The sequence below is a fragment of the Streptomyces sp. NBC_00988 genome (genome assembly GCF_045162645.1).
Classification (GTDB): Bacteria; Actinomycetota; Actinomycetes; order Streptomycetales; family Streptomycetaceae; genus Streptomyces.
Window position 1 is genome coordinate 8779882 of sequence record NZ_CP108730.1, and the last position, 18670, is coordinate 8798551.

General features: G+C 70.2%; 17 protein-coding genes. 11 read left to right on the forward strand and 6 right to left on the reverse strand.

Translation table 11 applies throughout. From position 1 onward, the window contains the following. The first annotated feature begins 3 nt into the window (after positions 1-3). Positions 4-861: a S1 family peptidase gene (locus OG496_RS40280; protein WP_405974350.1), complete on the forward strand. Its 858-nt coding sequence runs from the start codon at positions 4-6 to the stop codon at positions 859-861. Positions 862-977: 116 nt separating this feature from the next. On the opposite strand, the gene OG496_RS40285 is transcribed toward OG496_RS40280, so the two are convergent. Beyond that, complete coding sequence (locus OG496_RS40285) at positions 978-1211, reverse strand: hypothetical protein (protein ID WP_033283991.1); 234 nt, start codon at positions 1209-1211, stop codon at positions 978-980. A 443-nt stretch (positions 1212-1654) separates the two neighbouring features. On the opposite strand from OG496_RS40285, the gene OG496_RS40290 reads away from it, so the two are divergent. The 6 genes from OG496_RS40290 to OG496_RS40315 all read left to right on the forward strand — a co-directional run bounded on the left by OG496_RS40290 (position 1655) and on the right by OG496_RS40315 (position 8776). Then, positions 1655-3775 carry a DNA topoisomerase IV subunit B gene (locus OG496_RS40290; protein WP_366493368.1) on the forward strand — a complete coding sequence of 707 codons (2121 nt, stop codon included), beginning with the start codon at positions 1655-1657 and terminating at the stop codon, positions 3773-3775. A 426-nt stretch (positions 3776-4201) separates the two neighbouring features. Next, entirely contained in the window at positions 4202-4726 is a 525-nt protein-coding gene (locus OG496_RS40295; RefSeq protein ID WP_405974351.1) for a DUF1453 domain-containing protein, read from the forward strand. Beyond that, positions 4723-5874 (forward strand): histidine kinase, encoded by a 1152-nt coding sequence (locus OG496_RS40300; RefSeq protein ID WP_405974352.1) that lies wholly within the window; start codon positions 4723-4725, stop codon positions 5872-5874. Before OG496_RS40295 ends, OG496_RS40300 begins: the two co-directional genes overlap by 4 nt. Beyond that, positions 5871-6557, forward strand: coding sequence for a response regulator transcription factor (locus OG496_RS40305; RefSeq protein WP_366493365.1), 687 nt, complete (start codon positions 5871-5873; stop codon positions 6555-6557). The genes OG496_RS40300 and OG496_RS40305 overlap by 4 nt, the downstream gene beginning before the upstream one ends. Positions 6558-6626: 69 nt before the next feature. Continuing rightward, a complete protein-coding gene (locus OG496_RS40310) occupies positions 6627-7187 on the forward strand; it encodes a DUF485 domain-containing protein (RefSeq protein WP_405974353.1) in 561 nt (186 codons plus the stop codon). Beyond that, positions 7184-8776, forward strand: coding sequence for a cation acetate symporter (locus OG496_RS40315; RefSeq protein ID WP_405974354.1), 1593 nt, complete (start codon positions 7184-7186; stop codon positions 8774-8776). The genes OG496_RS40310 and OG496_RS40315 overlap by 4 nt, the downstream gene beginning before the upstream one ends. A gap of 49 nt (positions 8777-8825) precedes the next feature. On the opposite strand, the gene OG496_RS40320 is transcribed toward OG496_RS40315, so the two are convergent. Continuing rightward, complete coding sequence (locus OG496_RS40320; RefSeq protein WP_405974355.1) at positions 8826-9518, reverse strand: response regulator; 693 nt, start codon at positions 9516-9518, stop codon at positions 8826-8828. A 159-nt stretch (positions 9519-9677) separates the two neighbouring features. On the opposite strand from OG496_RS40320, the gene OG496_RS40325 reads away from it, so the two are divergent. The 3 genes from OG496_RS40325 to OG496_RS40335 all read left to right on the forward strand — a co-directional run bounded on the left by OG496_RS40325 (position 9678) and on the right by OG496_RS40335 (position 12500). Then, positions 9678-10493: an ABC transporter ATP-binding protein gene (locus OG496_RS40325; protein WP_405974356.1), complete on the forward strand. Its 816-nt coding sequence runs from the start codon at positions 9678-9680 to the stop codon at positions 10491-10493. After that, entirely contained in the window at positions 10483-11361 is an 879-nt protein-coding gene (locus OG496_RS40330; RefSeq protein ID WP_405974357.1) for an ABC transporter permease, read from the forward strand. The genes OG496_RS40325 and OG496_RS40330 overlap by 11 nt, the downstream gene beginning before the upstream one ends. A 77-nt stretch (positions 11362-11438) precedes the next feature. Next, the gene (locus OG496_RS40335) at positions 11439-12500 is read left to right on the forward strand and encodes an ABC transporter substrate-binding protein (RefSeq protein ID WP_366493359.1); all 1062 of its coding nucleotides are present in this window, start codon (positions 11439-11441) and stop codon (positions 12498-12500) included. Positions 12501-12571: 71 nt separating this feature from the next. Here the strand turns inward: OG496_RS40335 and OG496_RS40340 are convergent, their stop codons facing one another. The 4 genes from OG496_RS40340 to OG496_RS40355 form a co-directional block, all read right to left on the reverse strand. Further along, complete coding sequence (locus OG496_RS40340; protein ID WP_393753292.1) at positions 12572-13252, reverse strand: response regulator; 681 nt, start codon at positions 13250-13252, stop codon at positions 12572-12574. Further along, on the reverse strand, positions 13249-14844 hold the full coding sequence (locus OG496_RS40345; protein WP_405974358.1) for an ATP-binding protein: 1596 nt from the start codon (positions 14842-14844) through the stop codon (positions 13249-13251). Before OG496_RS40345 ends, OG496_RS40340 begins: the two co-directional genes overlap by 4 nt. A gap of 212 nt (positions 14845-15056) precedes the next feature. Continuing rightward, positions 15057-15995 (reverse strand): sucrase ferredoxin, encoded by a 939-nt coding sequence (locus tag OG496_RS40350; protein ID WP_405974359.1) that lies wholly within the window; start codon positions 15993-15995, stop codon positions 15057-15059. A 54-nt stretch (positions 15996-16049) separates the two neighbouring features. Continuing rightward, complete coding sequence (locus OG496_RS40355; protein WP_405974360.1) at positions 16050-17306, reverse strand: citrate/2-methylcitrate synthase; 1257 nt, start codon at positions 17304-17306, stop codon at positions 16050-16052. 98 nt (positions 17307-17404) lie between these two features. On the opposite strand from OG496_RS40355, the gene OG496_RS40360 reads away from it, so the two are divergent. Beyond that, positions 17405-18571, forward strand: coding sequence for a citrate synthase/methylcitrate synthase (locus OG496_RS40360; protein ID WP_405974361.1), 1167 nt, complete (start codon positions 17405-17407; stop codon positions 18569-18571). Positions 18572-18670: the final 99 nt, after the last annotated feature.

Here is an 18670-nt window from a genome sequence, read left to right on the forward strand (position 1 = left end):
TGCATGCGTCGTCCCCTTGCCCGGGCGCTGACCCGGCCGCTGGTCCTGGCGGCTGCCGCGTCCGCCATACCGCTGGTCTCCGCGTCCCCCGTGGCCGCCGACAGCATCGTCGTCGGCGGGTTCCCGGTCGATGTCTCAGTGAGCCCCTGGACGGTGGCGCTGTCCAGTCGTGACCGGTTCGGGGGTACCCGGGCGGGGCAGTTCTGCGGCGGTGTGGCCGTGGGCCGGACCACCGTGCTGACCGCGGCCCACTGCATGGGTGACGACGTCCTGGGGGCGCCGCCGCACCGGGCGGCCGACCTCAAGGCCATCGCGGGCCGTACGGACCTGCTGTCGGGCCGGGGCCAGGAGATCGCCGTACGCGATGTGTGGGTCAATCCGGCCTACGACCCCGGCAGCAACGCCGGCGACTTCGCCGTGCTCACGCTCGCCGATCCGCTGCCCCAGAGCTCGGTCGTCACGATGGCGGCCGCGGGCGACACGGCCTACCGGGCGGGTACGGCGGCCACGGTCTACGGCTGGGGCGATCTCACCGGCAGCGGCGACTATGCGGGGAGCCTGCACGCGGCGCGCCTGCACGTGTTGTCCGACGCGCGCTGCGAGGAGGCCTATCCGGCCGGTGCCGACGGCACCTACCTCCCGGAGTCCATGCTGTGCGCCGGAGAGGCTCAGGGAGGCCGTGACGCCTGTCAGGGGGACAGTGGCGGGCCGCTGGTCGCCCAGGGGCGGCTGATCGGGCTCGTGTCGTGGGGCAGCGGGTGCGGGCGGGCCGGAAGCCCTGGCGTCTACACCAGGGTGTCGGACGTCCTGCGGACGCTGGGCCGCCACCGCGGCTCGCCAGGGCCGCACAAGGGCGCCTGACGGCGTCTGGGAGGCGTCTACGGGTAGAAAGACGGGCGGCCCCGCTCCTGTGGTTCAGGAGCGGGGCCGCCCGTCGCCGGCCTGGGCCGGTGCTGGCTCGTCGTGGACGCGATGTGTCAGCGGTCTTCTTCAGGAGCGCTTGCTGCTGGAGCGGAGGTCAGCCGCTCCGACTCGTCCTGTATCTCAGCGGCGATCTTCTTGAGTTCCGGCTCGAACTTGCGGCCGTGGTGGGCGCAGAAGAGCAGTTCTCCGCCGCTCAGCAGGACGACGCGCAGGTATGCCTGGGCGCCGCAGCGGTCGCAGCGATCGGCGGCCGTCAGTGGGCTCGCGGGGGTCAGAACAGTAGTCACGTCGCCTCTTCTCTAGCTCGACGAGCTGTCGTACCAGGGTCAACATCCAACCAGGCCGAAAACGTTCCCGCTCGTGGCCTTTTCTCGAAAAATTCTTCCGGGGCGGCTGTCTGCTGCCGGTTGGCGGCGAATGTGCCGTATTGCGTGTCTATGTGTCTGTACGGGTTCGCGCTGTGGGGTCAGGGTCGGGTCCACCCGGCTGGATTGCCGGTTGTTCATGAGGACGTGCCCGGAGCCTAAATGGTTCATGCCCCGAAGGGAACGTGATATGTACTTCACTCCATCGAGGGATCGAACAGGCATACGACCCTGAACTAGTGTGATGAGGAGACGAGGGTGGCGTTACAACGGCTCTACCAGGCCTCGGTACCCTCTGAGCGGCAACCGAAGCCGGGCCCTTACCCAAAAGGGCCTCATCTGAAATTCAGCGAGGAGCGAACCGCGTGACCGCCGAAACGTCCGTGCCGTCGACAGCGCTGCTGGCAGGAGCAGACCGGGACGGTTCCAACTACACCGCGCGGCACCTGCTCGTCCTTGAGGGGCTAGAGGCCGTACGCAAGCGCCCGGGCATGTACATCGGGTCGACCGACAGTCGTGGCCTGATGCACTGTCTGTGGGAGATCATCGACAACTCCGTGGACGAGGCCCTCGGGGGCTACTGCGACCACATCGAGGTGATCCTGCACGACGACGCCTCGGTGGAGGTCCGGGACAACGGCCGGGGCATCCCGGTCGACGTCGAGCCCAAGACCGGCCTCTCCGGTGTCGAGGTCGTCATGACCAAGCTGCACGCCGGCGGCAAGTTCGGCGGCGGCTCGTACGCCGCCTCCGGCGGTCTGCACGGCGTGGGCGCCTCCGTGGTGAACGCCCTGTCCGCGCGGCTGGACGTCGAGGTGGACCGCAGCGGCAACACCCACGCCATCAGCTTCCGGCGCGGAGTGCCGGGCTCCTTCACGAACGCCGGCCCGGACGCCACGTTCGAGCCCGGTGGCCTGCGCAAGACCAAGCGGATCCCCAAGACCCGCACCGGCACGCGCGTGCGCTACTGGGCCGACCGCCAGATCTTCCTCAAGGACGCCAAGCTCTCCCTGGAGGGCCTGCACCAGCGGGCCCGGCAGACCGCGTTCCTGGTGCCCGGGCTGACCATCGTCGTCCGCGACGAGTACGGCCTCGGTGAGGGCGGCAGCAAGGGGGAGGAGTCCTTCCGCTTCGACGGCGGCATCAGCGAGTTCTGCGAGTACCTGGCGAGCGACAAGCCGGTCTGCGACGTACTGCGCCTGTCGGGCCAGGGCACCTTCAAGGAGACGGTGCCCGTCCTGGACGACCACGGCCAGATGACGCCCACCGAGGTCACCCGCGAACTCGGCGTCGACATCGCGATGCGCTGGGGGACCGGTTACGACACGACGTTCAGGTCGTACGTGAACATCATCGCCACCCCCAAGGGCGGTACCCACGTAGCCGGCTTCGAGCAGGCGGTCGTCAAGACGATGAACGAGGTGGCGCGCGCCAAGAAGCTGCTGCGTGTCGCCGAGGACGACGTCGTCAAGGACGACGCCCTGGAGGGCCTCACCGCGGTCGTCACCGTCCGGCTCGCCGAACCGCAGTTCGAGGGCCAGACCAAGGAGGTACTCGGTACGTCGGCGGCCCGCCGCATCGTCGCCAACGTGGTGGCCAAGGAGCTCAAGGACTTCCTGACCTCGACGAAGCGTGACGCGGCGGCCCAGGCCCGCGTGGTCATGGAGAAGGCCGTCGCCGCCGCACGCACGCGTATCGCGGCCCGGCAGCACAAGGACGCGCAGCGCCGCAAGACGGCCCTGGAGTCCTCCTCGCTGCCCGCCAAGCTCGCCGACTGCCGCAGCGACGACGTCGAGCGCAGTGAACTGTTCATCGTCGAGGGGGACTCCGCGCTCGGTACGGCCAAGCTCGCCCGGAACTCCGAGTTCCAGGCGCTGCTGCCGATCCGCGGCAAGATCCTCAACGTCCAGAAGTCGTCCGTCACCGACATGCTGAAGAACGTCGAGTGCGGGGCGATCATCCAGGTCATAGGAGCGGGGTCGGGCCGTACCTTCGACATCGACGCGGCCCGCTACGGCAAGATCATCATGATGACCGACGCCGATGTGGACGGCTCCCACATCCGGTGTCTGCTCCTGACCCTGTTCCAGCGCTACATGCGGCCCATGGTCGAGGCCGGCCGGGTGTTCGCCGCGGTGCCGCCGCTGCACCGCATCGAACTCGTCCAGCCCAAGAAGGGCCAGGACAAGTACGTCTACACGTACTCGGACCGTGAGCTGCGCGAGAAGATGCTGGAGTTCCAGAGCAAGGGTGTCCGGTTCAAGGACTCCATCCAGCGCTACAAGGGTCTCGGTGAGATGGACGCCGACCAGCTGGCCGAGACGACGATGGACCCCCGTCACCGCACCCTGCGCCGGATCAACCTCTCCGACCTGGACGCGGCCGAGCAGGTCTTCGATCTGCTCATGGGCAACGACGTGGCCCCGCGCAAGGAGTTCATCTCCAGCTCGGCCGCGACGCTGGACCGGTCGCGGATCGACGCCTGACCGTCGCGCCGGGCTCGGGTCCGGGTCCGACCTGGACCTGGGCTCGGGTTCGGGCCTGGGCTCGGATACTCGGACCCGGGCCTGGCTCGGAGGCTTGGCCCTGGGCCGTTGCGCTCGCTCCGTTTCCAACGCCGACCCGATGCGATCGTTCGGTTCCTCGCGCCGATCTGTGGCGCGATCGCCCCGTTCCTGACACTTGCCCCGGCGCGGTCGCCCCGACGCCGCGACGAGCTCGGCGCCGTCGCTCTGTTCCCGACACTGACCCGGCGCCTCCGGTCGCCTCCACCCGTGGGTGGAGGCTGAGGCGTTTCGGGGATCCACCCACGATCCACCCTGGCGCCGATCTGCCGACCTGCGAATTTCCGTAGCGTCGAAGGCGTCGGCAGCGCTCGCCGCCGGCATCCTCTTCCGCTCACGGAGGCTCTGATGTCCGGGCTGGTCAACGCGTTGGTGATCGTGGCCGTCGTCGCGGTGGTGATCGTGCGGCAGTTCCGCGCCCGTCGGATCGACACCGACCGGCGCTGGTGGCTCCTCCCCGTGATCCTCGCCGTCGTGGCGCTGCGCGACCCCGGCATACTCGACGCCCACCACCACACCGGGTCGGCCCTCCTGCTCGCCGTCGAGCTGGTCGTCGGGCTGGCCACCGGAGCCGGCTGGGCCTGGACCACGCGCCTGTGGGCCGAGACGGACGGTTCCGTGTGGAGCAAGAGCACCAAGGCGAGCGGCGGCGTCTGGATCGTCGGCATAGCCCTGCGCGTCGGCCTCGTCGCCCTCGGCGCGGTTGTGGGTGTGCACCAGAACAGCTCGGCCCTGATGCTCGGCCTCGCGGCGACGCTGCTGGTCCGCTCCGGGGTCCTGGCCTGGCGGGCCCAGTCCTTCACCGGGTCGGCCGGGTCGGCCCCGGCGTACGGTTTCGGCATGGCGCGGCCCGCCCGGAAGGAGCGCGTGTGACGGAGAACGCCTGGACGCGCTGGCCCTCGCGGGAGGCGCTGGGCCGAGAGGGAGTCTCACGGCCCCGGCGGGTGCTCGCCTGGGCCGTCCGGCTGCTGGTGATCGGCATGCTGCTGGGGGGCGCCTTGACCGGCAGCCACATCCACGGCTGGGCCCTGGCCGGCGGCGTGGCCGGGATCCTGGCGGCAGCGGTCCTCGGCTGGGCCTTCTGGCGCACCACCCTCGCCCACAGACTCTGGCCGTCGGTGGGACTCATCGCCGTGCTTCTCGGGATCGCGATCGCGGGACAGGCCGTCGGGTTCACGGTCCCGGCCCTCGTCATCTGGTGCGGCTGTGCGGTCAGTTCGCTGGAGCGGCTGCCCATCGCGGTCGCCGTACCGGTGACCTCGGTGTCCCTCGCGATCTTCGCCGCGGTCAACAACGACGTGTGGCTGACCACCGCGGTCACGACGGCCGGGCTGGCCCTCGCCGGATACACGCTCCGCCTCGACGCCGAGGCCAGGGGCAACGCCCAGCGGCTGCTCACCCAGGAACGCATGGCGCGTACCGCCGAGGCGGAGTCCGCCGCGCTGGCGGAGCGGGCCCGTATCGCCCGGGAGATCCACGACGTGCTGGCCCACAGCCTCTCCGCCCAGCTCGTGCACCTGGAGGCGGCCAGGCTGCTGATCGAGCGGGGCGCCGACCGGGAGACGATCCTGGAACGGGTCGTGGCGGCCCGGGGGATGGCCCGCGACGGCCTGGTGGAGACCCGGCAGGCGCTGTCCGCGCTGCGGGGCGAGATGAGCCCGCTGGAGGACTTCCTGTCCGAGATCGTCGGTACGACGGGCCGTGCCGAGGTCACCGTTACGGGTGACCGGAGACAGCTGCCCGCCGAGGCCTCGCAGGCCGTGCGCCGGGTCGCTCAGGAGGCCCTGACGAACGTCCGCAAGCACGCCCCGGGCGCCAAGGTGCTGCTCACGCTGGACTACGGCGAGCACGAAGTGACCCTGGACGTACGGGACTCGGGCGGCTCGCCGGGTGAACTCACCGGGGCAGGAGGTGGATACGGTCTGCTGGGCATGCGGGAACGCGCCGAGCTGCTGGGCGGTTCGCTGCGGGCCGGACCGGACGAGGAGGGATTCGTGGTGACGCTGAAGGTGCCTGCATGACGGATGAGGCCGTGAGGAAACCCGCGCGGGTCGTGGTCGCGGACGACCAGACCGTCGTACGGGAAGGCATCGTGATGCTGCTGGGGCTGTTGCCCGGGATCGAGGTCGTCGGCGCCGCCGTCGACGGGGACGAGGCGGTGCGGCTCGTCGCCGAACTGGCCCCGGACGTCGTCCTGATGGATCTGCGCATGCCGCGCTGCGACGGTGTCGAGGCGACCCGGCGGATCCGTGCGGAGCATCCCGGGACGCAGGTCGTGGTGCTCACGACGTTCGCGGACGACGCCTCACTGTTCCCGGCACTGCGCGCCGGGGCACGTGGCTACCTCACCAAGGACGCGGGCGGCGACGAGATCGTACGGGCCGTGGAGAGTGTGCTGTCGGGGGACGCGGGGCTGTCGCCGAGCATCCAACGGCGATTGCTGGAGCGCCTGTCGGAGCCCGAGCCGCAGCCGTCGTCGGAGCCCGCCGAGCCGCCGGACGGGCTCACCGCGCGGGAGACCGAGGTGCTGCTGCTGATCGCCGAGGGCCTGACCAATCAGGAGATCGCCCGCACGCTGCATGTCTCGACGGCGACCGTGAAGACCCACATCAACAACCTGTTCGCCAAGACGGGGCTCAAGGACCGTGCGCAGGCGGTGCGTTACGCCTACGGCAAGGGACTGGTGCGGCCACCAGCGGGTTGAGTCACCTGATGGGGTGAAGACAGCGGAGAAGAAGAGTCGGGGATCTTCCCGTTCTGTCCATCCTTGGGCATGCAGTCAAGCAACGGTCGTCCCCGCGGTGGCGGGAGTGGTCACGAGAGTCCGGCCGAGAACCACGAAGGTCATGACCTGACCCCCGCCGAGGCAACCGGAAAGGTGAGGTACCACGACCCCTGGTACGACGCACTCGCGTCCGGCTGGGGTGAGATGGACGGCACGGGCGGGCCCGCGCCCGAAGTGCCCGCCGCGCGCCGGGAGAGCGCGGACCACGCCGTCCGCGCGGGCGATGTGTATCTGGAGGTGCAGCGCAGCGCGGCCTTCCAGGAGGTGCGCGGCCGGTATCTGCGGTTCGTGGTGCCGGCCACTGTCGTCTTCTTCACCTGGTACGTGGCCTATGTGGTGACGGCGACGACGGCGCCCGGATTCATGGCCCGGCCGGTGGCCGGCGCGGTGAACGTGGGGATGGTCGCGGGACTGGGGCAGTTCCTCACCACCTTCCTGCTCACCTGGGCCTACGCCCGGCACGCGCGGCTGCGCAGGGACCGGGCCGCGCTCGAACTGCGCTGGGACACACAGGAACTGACACGAGGCATTCGAGGCGGTACGTCGTGACCGGGAACCATCAGACGCTGGCGCTGCTGCTGTTCAGCGCGTTCATCGCGGTCACCCTCGGGATCACCACCTGGGTGAGCCGCAACCGGCATGGTTCGGAGGAGGAGTTCTACGCGGGCGGGCGTCTCTTCTCCCCGATGGAGAATGGTTTTGCCATCTCGGGTGATTATCTGTCCGCGGCCTCGTTCCTCGGGGTCACCGGGCTCATCGCGCTGTTCGGCTACGACGGCCTGCTGTACGTGGTGGGCTTCTTCGTCGCCTGGCTCATGGTGCTGTTCCTCGTCGCCGAACTGGTGCGCAACTGCGGGCGGTTCACGCTCGCCGACGTGGTCGCCGCCCGGATGAGCGAGCGGCCGGTGCGGATCGCGGCGGGAACTTCCTCGGTCACCGTGTCCGTTCTCTACCTGGTGGCGCAGATGGTGGGCGCGGGCAGCCTGGTCTCGCTGCTGCTGGGCGGGACGAGTCCGGCCGCGCGGGCCTGGACCGTCATCGGCGTCGGGGCGCTCATGGTGATCTATGTGTCGATGGGAGGGATGCGGGCCACCACCTGGATCCAGATCGTCAAGGCTGTCCTGATGATGAGCGGCACCATCGCGCTGACGGTGCTGACCCTGGTGCGCTTCCACGGGAACCTGAACCACCTGCTGCTCACGGCCGCCGCACGCAGCGGTCACGGTGCCGCCTTCCTGGCGCCGGGGCTCAAGTACGGCGGGGACTGGACCGCGCGGTTCGACTTCATCAGCCTGGGCCTCGCGCTGGTGCTGGGCACGGCCGGGCTGCCGCACATCCTGTCTCGCTTCTACACCGTGCCGACCGCACGGGCCGCGCGCCGTTCGGTGGTGTGGTCGATCGGGCTCATCGGCGCGTTCTACCTGATGACGATCGTCCTCGGCTTCGCCGCCGCGGCGGTCGTGGGCCCGGACACCCTCCGGAAGTCGAACGAGGCCGGGAACACGGCGGTCCCGCTGCTGGCCCTCGACCTCGGCGGAGGGGCCGATTCCACCGGAGGCACCGTCCTGTTCGCGATCGTCGCGGCCGTGGCTTTCGCCACGATCCTCGCGGTGGTGGCCGGGATCACCCTGGCCTCCTCGGCATCCGTGGCGCACGACCTGTACGCGTCGCTGCGGCGCCCGAACGCCAAGCCGCGCAGTGAGGTGGCTGTGGCCCGGGTCGCCGCGGTCGGCATCGGTGTCGCGGCGATCGGGCTCGGCCTCATCGCGAGGAACCTCAACGTCGCCTTCCTGGTGGGCCTCGCCTTCGCCGTCGCCGCCTCCGCGAACCTCCCGGTGCTGCTCTACTCGCTGTTCTGGCGCGGCTTCACGACCCGCGGCGCCGTGTGGGCCGTATACGGCGGTCTGATCCCCGCGCTCGGGCTCGTGCTGCTGTCACCGGTCGTGTCGGGCAGTCCCGAGTCGCTGTTCCCGGGCGTCGACTTCCAGTTCTTCCCGCTGCAGAACCCCGGCCTCGTCTCGATCCCGCTCGGCTTCCTGGCCGGCTGGCTCGGCACGGTCACCTCGACGGAGGTCCCGGACGAGGCCAAGCACGCGGAGACCGAGGTACGGGCACTGACGGGGGCGGGGGCCGTCTGACGGGGGCCTGTGTGCCGTAGCCGCGCCCGATTGTGCGGCTGTCGCGTGGCTACGGCGCCACCCAGGCGTAGCGGTGTTCCGGGCGGCCCGTGTCGCCGTACTTGAGGGAGAGGCGGAGGCGACCGGCCTGCTCCAGATGGCGGAGGTAGCGCTGGGCCGTGGAGCGGCTCAGGCCGGTCTCGGCGGCGACCTCGTGGGCCGAGAGCGGGTGGCCGGCGCTGTGCAGGACGCCGCAGATCAGGTCGGTGGTCGGTTCCGAGTGGCCGCTGGGCAGGCCGGGGGAGGTCGGTACGGTCGTCGTGCGCAGCGCGCCGAAGATGCGGTCGACCTGCTCCTGGCCGGCGATGCCGCGGCCGCCGACGCGGTCGACGGTGCGGCGCAGGGCGGCGTACGAGTCGAGGCGCGTGCGCAGCGCGGCGAAGGTGAACGGCTTGACCAGATAGTGCAGGGCGCCCAGGCGCATCGCCCGCTGCACGGTCGTAACATCGCTGGCCGCCGTGATCATGATGACGTCGGTCGTATGGCCCTGTTGCCGCATGCGGTGGACGAGTTCGAGACCCGTCTGGTCGGGCAGATAGTGGTCGAGCAGCACCAGGTCGATGGTCCCGCGCTCCACGGTGGCCAGCGCCTGGGCGGCGCTGTGCGCGCGGGCGGCGACCCGGAAACCGGGAACCTTCCCCACGTACTTGGCGTTGATCTCGGCGACGCGGAAGTCGTCGTCCACGACCATGACGTCAATCATTGGGCCTCTTTCCTCAAGGCCAGGCGAGCGTTAAGCCCGTGTTTCGGCTCCGCAGTTGTAGCGCGAGCAAAACGAGCACAACAGGCTCTTGCGAGCAAAAGAACGGCTTGCGCCCAGAAGACTGCTGCTGTGGTCCGCGCCACATCTACGGTCCCGGCCATGAGCGCAGACACCAGCCCCGCCATCGAGCTGCGGGGCGCGAGCAAGACCTTCAGGACCCCGTCGGGGGGTCTGCACACAGCCGTCAAGGGGCTTGATCTCACCGTCGGACGTGGCGAGTTCGTGGCGGTCGTCGGGCCCACGGGCTGCGGCAAGTCGACCACGCTGACCCTCGTCAGCGGGCTGGAAGAGCCCTCCGAGGGCGATGTGCTGGTGGCCGGTGAGCCGGTCTCCGGCGTCGGCGACAAGGTCGGCTTCGTCTTCCAGCAGGACGCCACCTTCCCCTGGCGCACGGTGCTGTCCAACGTCATGGCGGGCCCGCGCTTCCGCGGCGTACCGAAGGCGGAGGCCAGGGCGAAGGCGCGTGAGTGGCTGGCCCGGGTCGGGCTGTCCGCCTTCGAGGACCGCTATCCGCACCAGCTCTCCGGCGGGATGCGCAAGCGCGTCGCGCTCGCCGCGACCTTCGTCAACGACCCCGAGATCCTGCTGATGGACGAGCCGTTCTCGGCGCTCGACGTACAGACAAGGGCCCTGATGTCGGACGAGCTCCTGGAGCTGTGGGAGGGCACCGGTACCTCGGTCGTCTTCGTCACCCACGACCTGGAGGAGTCCATCGCGCTGGCCGACAGGGTCGTCGTGATGACCGCCGGGCCCGCCACTGTGAAGCAGGTCTTCGACATCGACCTGCCGCGGCCCCGCAAGGTCGAATCCGTGCGCCTGGAGCCGCGGTTCATCGAGATCTACCGCGAGATCTGGGAGTCGCTCGGCGAAGAGGTCCGCATCACGCGCGAGAGGGGTGCGGCCAATGTCGCCTGACGTCATGCCCGAGGACAAGGTCGTACCGTCCGTGACCGAGCCCGGCACCAAGACGGACCGCGCCCATTCACGCGCGCGTGCCGCACGTAAACGCAGAGTCGGCGTCGGCGCGGCCCGTGTGCTGCTTCTGGTCGCTTTTCTCGGCCTGTGGGAATGGCTCTCCCGGGCCAAGGTCATCGATCCGTTCAACTTCTCGATGCCCTCGAAGATCTGGGACCAGATCTACACCTGGGTGATGCACGGGACCGCGCTCGGCTCCCTGGGGGAGCAGATCTGGGCCACGCTCCAGGAGGCGTTGATCGGCTGGGTCATCGGTGTGATCGCCGGTGTCGTGTTCGGTATTGCGCTGGGCCGGATCACCTTGATGGCCGATATACTTGGTCCATACATCAAGGTGCTCAACTCCATACCCAGGATCGTCCTCGCCCCGATCTTCGTGATCTGGTTCGGACTCGGACCTGCCTCCAAGGTCGCGTCGGCCGTGGTGCTGGTCTTCTTCCCGGTGTTCTTCAACGCCTTCCAGGGCGCCCGTGAGGTCGACCGCAACCTGGTCGCCAACGCCCGCATCCTCGGCGCCAGTGACCGCAGGGTGACCCTCCAGGTGGTCATCCCGTCCGCCACCTCCTGGATCTTCACCAGCCTCCACGTCAGCTTCGGCTTCGCCCTCATCGGCGCGATCGTCGGCGAGTACATCGGCGCCACCAAGGGCATCGGCCTGCTCGTCGCGCAGTCCCAGGGCACCTTCAACGCGGCCGGTGTGTACGCCGCGATGGTGATCCTCGCGGTCGTCGCCCTCGTCGCCGAAGGGCTTCTCACCTTCGCCGAGAACCGCATCTTCCGCTGGAAGCCGTCGGGCTCCGACAGCTGAACGGCCCCTCGCCGCAGCCCTGTTGAAGACGCACCCCTTCCTCCCCGCACCGCACCCTCACAAGGACGTGAACCGTCATGCGCAAGACCGCCAGATACGCCGCCCTGGCCGCCTCGGGCCTGCTCGCCCTCTCTTCGCTCACCGCCTGTGCCAACGACGCTGCCAGCACCGCCTCCACCGGCTCCGGCGGCAAGGGCGACGGCAAGGGCGAGAAGGTCAAGATCATGGTCGGTGGCCTGGACAAGGTCATCTACCTGCCCGCGATGCTCACCCAGCGGCTCGGCTACTTCGACGCCGAGGGCCTCGACGTGGAGCTGCTGAGCGAACCGGCCGGCGTCCAGGCCGAGACCGCACTCGTCTCCGGGCAGGTCCAGGGAGCCGTCGGCTTCTACGACCACACGCTCGACCTGCAGGTCAAGGGCAAGTCAGTCGAGTCCGTGGTGCAGTTCTCGCAGGCGCCCGGCGAGGTGGAGGTCGTCTCCACCAAGGCGGAGGGGAAGGTCAAGTCGGCCAAGGACTTCAAGGGCAAGAAGCTTGGCGTGACCGGCCTCGGCTCCTCCACCGACTTCCTCACCAAGTACCTCGCCGTCAAGAACGGCGTCAACGTCAGCGAGTTCACCCCGGTCGCCGTGGGCGCGGGGCCGACCTTCGTCGCGGCGCTCCAACAGGGCTCCATAGACGCCGGGATGACGACCGACCCGACCGTCGCCACGATCCTCGACAAGAAGGCCGGCAAGATCCTCGTCGACATGCGGACGCCCGAGGGCTCGCAGGCGGCGCTCGGTGGGCCGTACCCCTCGTCAAGTCTGTACATGCAGACGGACTGGGTGAACAGCCACAAGTCCACTGTGCAGAAGATGGTCAATGCATTCGTCAAGACGCTCAAGTGGATGTCCACCCACAGCGCGACCGAGATCGCCGACAAGATGCCGGCCGACTACTCCCAGGGCAACAAGTTCCTCTACTCGACCGCGATCAAGAGCACGCTGCCGATGTTCACCAAGGACGGCGTGATGCCGGCGAACGGCCCGGAGACCGTCGAGAAGGTGCTCAAGGCGTTCAACCCGACCATCAAGAACGCCGATGTGGACCTCGACAAGACGTACACGACCGAGTTCGTGAAGAACGCGACAGGCTGACGGCCGCGCGGTCGGCATCCGTATAGGAGGAAGGGGTACGGCCCCTTCCCCCGCCCCCACCGGCCGTGCCCTCAGGCGCGGGTCGCCCACACGTAGCGGTGTTCCGGGCGGCCCGCGTCGCCGTATTTGAGCGTCAGCCTGGCCCGTCCGGTGCGCTCCAGGAGCTTCAGATAGCGCTGGGCGGTCTGGCGGCTCACTCCTGTGCGGTCGGCGATCTCCTGGGCGGACAGGGGGCCTTGGGCGTTCATCAGGGACCGGCGGACGAGTTCCGCCGTGGTGGGGGAGTGCCCTTTGGGCAGCCCGGGCTCCGAGGGCGCGGACAGGGCGCCGAAGATGCGGTCCACCTCGGCCTGTTCGGCCTCGCCGCCGCCGTCGAGCGTGCGGCGCAGTTCGGCGTACGCCTCCAGCTTGGCGCGCAGGCCCGCGAACGCGAACGGCTTGACCAGGTACTGCAGCGCGCCCTGCCGCATCGCCGCCTGGACGGTCGTCACGTCCCGGGCCGCCGTCACCATGATCACGTCCGTCTGGTGGCCGCGCCGGCGCATCTCCTGGACGACCGCCAGACCTGTCTCGTCGGGCAGGTAGTGGTCCAGGAGGACCAGGTCGAGGCGGGGCAACGTCTCCAACTGGCGCAGCGCCTCAGCTGCGTTGTGAGCCTCGCCGGCCACGTGGAAGCCCGGCACCTTCTCCACGTAGGCCGCGTTGACCTGTGCGACCCGGGTGTCGTCGTCCACGACCAGGACCTCGATCATCGCGACTCCTCCTCGGTGGTCTCCCCGGGGGCGGTGAGAGCGGGTTCCAGATCCGGCTCGGTCAGTGCTTCGGGCAGGACGACCACGAACTCCGCGCCCCCGCCGAACGCCTCCGTCACCACCGCGCTGCCGCCCTGCCGTTCGGCGAGCCGGCGCACCAGGGAGAGGCCGATCCCGCGCTTGCCGTGGGCCGGGGGCTTCTTCGTGGACCAGCCTTCGGTGAAGACCAACTCCCGTTGTTCCTCCGGGATTCCGGGGCCCGTGTCGCGCACCCGGAGCACTGCAGTACGCCCTTCCGTCCGCAATTCGGCCTCCACGCGTGCGTGCGGTGTGCCCGCGACGGCGTCTAGCGCGTTGTCCACCAGGTTGCCGACGACCGTGACCAGCCCGCGCGGGTCGATCAGCCGGTCCGGCAGCCAGGTCCGGTCGGAGATCCACAGGGCGACGCCCCGCTCGGCCGCGACGGTCGCCTTGCCCACCAACAGGGCGGCGAGCAGCGGGTCCTGGATCTTCTCGGTGACCTGCTCGGCGGTGGCCCGGTGATCGCCGACCACCTCCCCGACGAAGTCCACGGCGTCGTCGTACATCTCCAGTTCGAGCAGCCCCAGCAGTGTGTGCATACGGTTGGCGTGCTCGTGGTCCTGGGCGCGCAGGGCGTCGATCAGACCGTGCGTCGAGTCCAACTCCCGGCCGAGCTGCTCCAGTTCGGTGCGGTCGCGCAGGGTGGCGACGGCGCCGCCGTCGTCGGTGGGCATCCGGTTGGTGACCAGGACCCGCTGGCCGCGCACGGCGAGCAGGTCGGTGCCGGTCACCCGGCCGGCCAGGACGTCGGTCGTACGTCCCTCACCGAGCGCCTCGTCCAGGGAGCGGCCGACCGCCTCGTCGCCGATGCCCAGCAGGCGTCGCGCCTCGTCGTTCAGGAGTCTTATGCGGCCGGTGCGGTCCAGGGCGACGACGCCCTCCCGGATGCCGTGCAGCATCGCCTCGCGCTCCGAGAGCAGCGCCGAGATGTCCGAGAAGGCCAGGTCCCGGGTCTGCCGCTGGACCCGCCGGGAGATCAGCCAGGCCGCCAGCGCACCGACGGCGAGAGCGCCCCCGGCGTACGCCAGCAGCCCCGGGATCGCGCTGATCAACTGCGCGCGGACGCTGTCGTACTTGATGCCCACGGAGACGGCTCCGACGACCGTGCCGTCGGCGTCCCGCAGGGGCACCTTGCCGCGGGCCGAGCGGCCCAGGGTGCCCTTGTCGATCTCCTTGACCTCCTGACCGGCCAGGGGCTGGTCGGGAGAGGTCGAGACGAAACGGCCGATCTCGCTGGGAGTCGTGTGCGACCACCGCATGCCCCGCCAGTCCATCACCACCACGTACTCGGCCTTGGTGGCCTTCCGGATCCGCTCCGCCTCCCTCTGCACGGGTCCGTCCACGGTCGGCGGGGTGTCCTGGACGTCCTTGATGATCTGCGGCTGCTGCGCGGTGGTCTGGGCGATGGCCAGGGCGCGGTTCATCGCCTCCTGGTCGAGCTGTTTGCTCAGCGGCGCGAGGAACAGCCCAGTCGCCAGGACCGCGACTCCCGCGGCGATCGCCAGCTGCATCAGCAGCACCTGCGAGAACACCCGCCGCGGCAGCCCGAGGCGACGGCGGCGTGCGGGGGGGTGTGGGGCTCATACCCCTGACGGTACGTGCCGGGGCGGGGGCTGCCCCAGGGGTGTGGCGTGGATCTCTTGACCAGTTCTTGGGAAAACCGGCCTCCCGTAGAGGGCGATTTCCTGTGGAGGACCGGTCGAGCGGCCCGGTGCCGGACGGGTCAGCCTGCCAGCGCCGTCGTCAGCTCGCGCACCGCCACCACGTCCATCCGCGCTGGTGCGCCGAGGACCGACGCCCCGCAGCTCTCCGGGCGGGGCGGAAGCGAGGCCCCCTGGGCGACGATCACGCGCCAGTGGCGTCCGTCGGCGTGCGCGACGGTCACCTCCCAGCGTGGTGCGGCGCCGTCCGTCCGTACGACGCTCAGGGCGTCCATCGCGTACTCGCCCGCCGCCGTCCGCACGGCCAGCTCCGCCGCCTGTCCGGGCCGTTCCCAGGCCGACGAGCCCCGGCAGCCCTCGACGACCACCCGGCCCTCCTGGACGCCCTGGAGGATCTCCTTGATGCCGTGCGCCTGGACCCGCCCATACGCGTAGCCGTACGGCAGGACGAGCACCGTCGGCGAGAAGCGGTGACCGCCCAGATGGGTGACCTCCCAGGCGCCCTCGACCCCGGAGGCGGCCAGTTCGGCGGCGAGAGGACGGCCGAGGAGTGCGCAGCAGCGGTCGCGCTTGCCGTTGGTGCAGACGAGCGCGAGCGGGTCACCGGTGTGGGCCCGCCCGCCGAGCGCCGGGCCGAACGAGCGCGGGTCGCCCGCGCCGAGGGCGTCGAAGTCGAGGGCGAGCAGTTGCCGCGGGTCCTCGGTCGTGGCGCTGTGCAGCCACACGTTTCCGGGAACGGTGTGGGCCGCGTACACCTGGCGCACCCGTGACGGCGCGGGGTCGGCGTGCCGCCCGGGGCGCCGGATGAGCGCGATCCGTACGCCCGTGGTCGCGGCGGCCGCTTCCAGGGCACGCCCCAGCGCGGGGTCCAGGTGGCTCGAAGTGAGCGCTTTGGCACCCCAAGGACCGGGCTGTTCCAGCAGCAGCCACGTCGTCGCCGTGGCCGCGGTTCCGGAAATGGGCTCGTCGAGGTCCCGAGAGACGGTCGCGCACGTACTCACAGAGGTGAGCCTAACCTGACTTGGCCCAGGGCGACTTCCGGCCGCGCTCGTGTCCTACTCCGGTAGTGGTTGAGGCGGCCTGGGGCCTACGTAGTGACCGCTCGGCCGCATGCGCAGCGGGCGCTCCCCGTACTCCTCCAGGGCGTGCGCGATCCACCCCGCCGTACGGGCGACGGCGAAGATCGTCTCGCCCGCCGTGGAGGGCATCCCGGAGGAGACGGTGAGCACGGCGAGTGCCAGGTCGACGTTGGCGTGCAGCGGGGTGTGGCGGGCGGTGGTGGCGACGATGTCGCGGGCCGCGGCGAGGGCGGGCGCGGCGCCCGGGATCTCCTTCAGGAGCGCGAACAGGGCACGCGCGCGTGGGTCTTCACCCGGGTAGAGCCGGTGCCCGAGTCCGGGGATACGGCGGCCGGCGCGCAGCTCGTCCGCGACCACCGGGGCGGCGGTGCCCTGGTCGAGCACGTCGAGCAGCAGCCGGTGCGCCAGGCCGCTGGCGGCGCCGTGCAGGGGCCCTTCGAGCACTCCGAGGCCGGAGGAGACGGCCGCGTAGGGGTGCGCGCGGGCCGAGGCGGCGACGCGCACCGCGAGCGTCGACGCGGCCAGGTCGTGGTCCACGAGCAGCCCAAGTGCCGTGTCCAGGACGTGCAGTGACGCCTCGTCAGCAGGCCGGCCGCTCAGCCGTGCCCACAGGCGGCGGGCCAGCGGACCCTCGTCGCGATGCGCGCGCCGTACCGGCGGCAGAGCAGCGACGAGGGTGGGGATGAGGATGCGCGTGGTGCCGAGCACGGCGTCCTCGGACAGGTCGAAGCGCAGCGGGTCCGCGGTCGCCGCCGCGATGGCCGCGACCCGCAACCGGTCGGTGGGGCCGGTGTGTTCGGGCAGCGCGTCCACGGCGCGGCGGGCGACGGCGACGGCCGCCTTGGGCGCGATGAACGTGATCCCGGGGCGCACCTCCCCGGTCCACAGCCACTCGGCGATCTCCTCGTAGGAGTGGCGCGCGGCCAGCTCGGTCGCGTCGACGCCCCGGAAGTAGTACCGGTCCTTCTCGATGAGCGTGATCCGGGTCCGCACGGACAGCTCGCCCCCGGAGCCCGAACTCCCGCTGCTCTCCCGTCTGTTGCGCCGGGCGAGCGCCTCCACCTCCTTGGCGTCGAAGGTGCTGCCCCGCCCGCCGGGTTCGCGCCTGCTGCTCAGCTGTCCGCGACTCACGTACGCGTACACGGTGTCCGGCTTCACGCCGAGCAACTCGGCGGTCTCCTTGGTGGTCAGCCGTCGCTCGGGGTGACCGGGAGCGGGTTCTTGATCGCGCATGGAGGCCACGGTATCCACTTCTTGCATAGGTTGATTCAATCAACATTGACAGAGATTGAGTCAACCATGGACATTTGAATCAAGTCCAGGGAGGAAACATGTCCATCAACAGGGCCGCAGCCACTCGTATCGAGGTTCCGCGGGGACTCGCGGGCGTCGTCGTCACCGACACCCGAATCGGTGACGTCCGAGGGATCGAGGGCTTCTACCACTACCGCCAGTACTCCGCCGTCGAACTCGCGCAGACCCGCGGCTTCGAGGACGTCTGGCATCTCCTCGCCCACGGTGAACTGCCGGACGCCGAGCGGAGCGTGGCATTCGCCGCCGAGACCGGGGCGCTGCGCCGGCTGCCGGACGAGGTGCGGGCCGCGCTGCCCGCGGTGGCGGCGGCGAGCGGCACGTCCGGACCGCTGTCCGGGATGCGTACGGCCTTGTCGCTGCTCGGTGCCGCGAAGGGCTTCCGGCCGGTGTACGACATCGACACGGACGCGCGCCGCCGGGACACCCTCGTGGCGTCCGCGGCCGTACCGACGCTGCTGACCGCGCTGTACCGGCTGGGGCGGGGGCTCGACCCCGTCGAGCCGCGCGAGGACCTCTCCTACGCGGCCAACTACCTCTACATGCTGACGGGTTCGGAACCGGACAAGCAGCAGGCCAGGGCGATCGAGCAATACTTGATCTCAACCATTGACCACGGATTCAATGCGTCAACCTTCACCGCGCGGGTCATCGCGTCGACGGGGGCGGATGTGGCGGCCTGCCTGGTCGGGGCCGTAGGGGCGCTCTCGGGTCCGCTGCACGGGGGTGCGCCCAGTCGTGCCCTGGACACCCTGGACGCGATCGGAACCCCGGACCGTATCGACCCCTGGATCCGCGAACGCGTCCTCGCCGGCGACCGCATCATGGGCTTCGGCCACGCGATCTACCGCACGGAGGACCCGCGTTCCCGGATGCTGCGCGAGGTCGCCCAGCAGTTCGGCGGTCCACGGGTCGACTTCGCCGTGGAGGTCGAGCGCCAGGTCGAGAGGATCCTCGCGGAACTGAAGCCGGGGCGTGAGCTCCACACGAACGTGGAGTTCTACGCGGGGCTGGTCATGGAACTCTGCGGGCTGCCGCGGGAGATGTTCACCCCTACCTTCGCGGCCGCGCGGGTCGTGGGGTGGAGCGCGAACGTGGTGGAGCAGGCGGAGGACTCGAAGATCATTCGGCCGGTCGCGCGGTATGTGGGGACCGGGGCGCCGACTGCGGTGCCGCTCATGAGTTGACGACGGCGCCAGGAACGCGTGTGGCCTGGTGCCGTTCTGGCGCCAGGCCTCATGGGTGGTGACCGAGCAGTGACGGGGTGGTGGGCTGCTCGCCGGGTA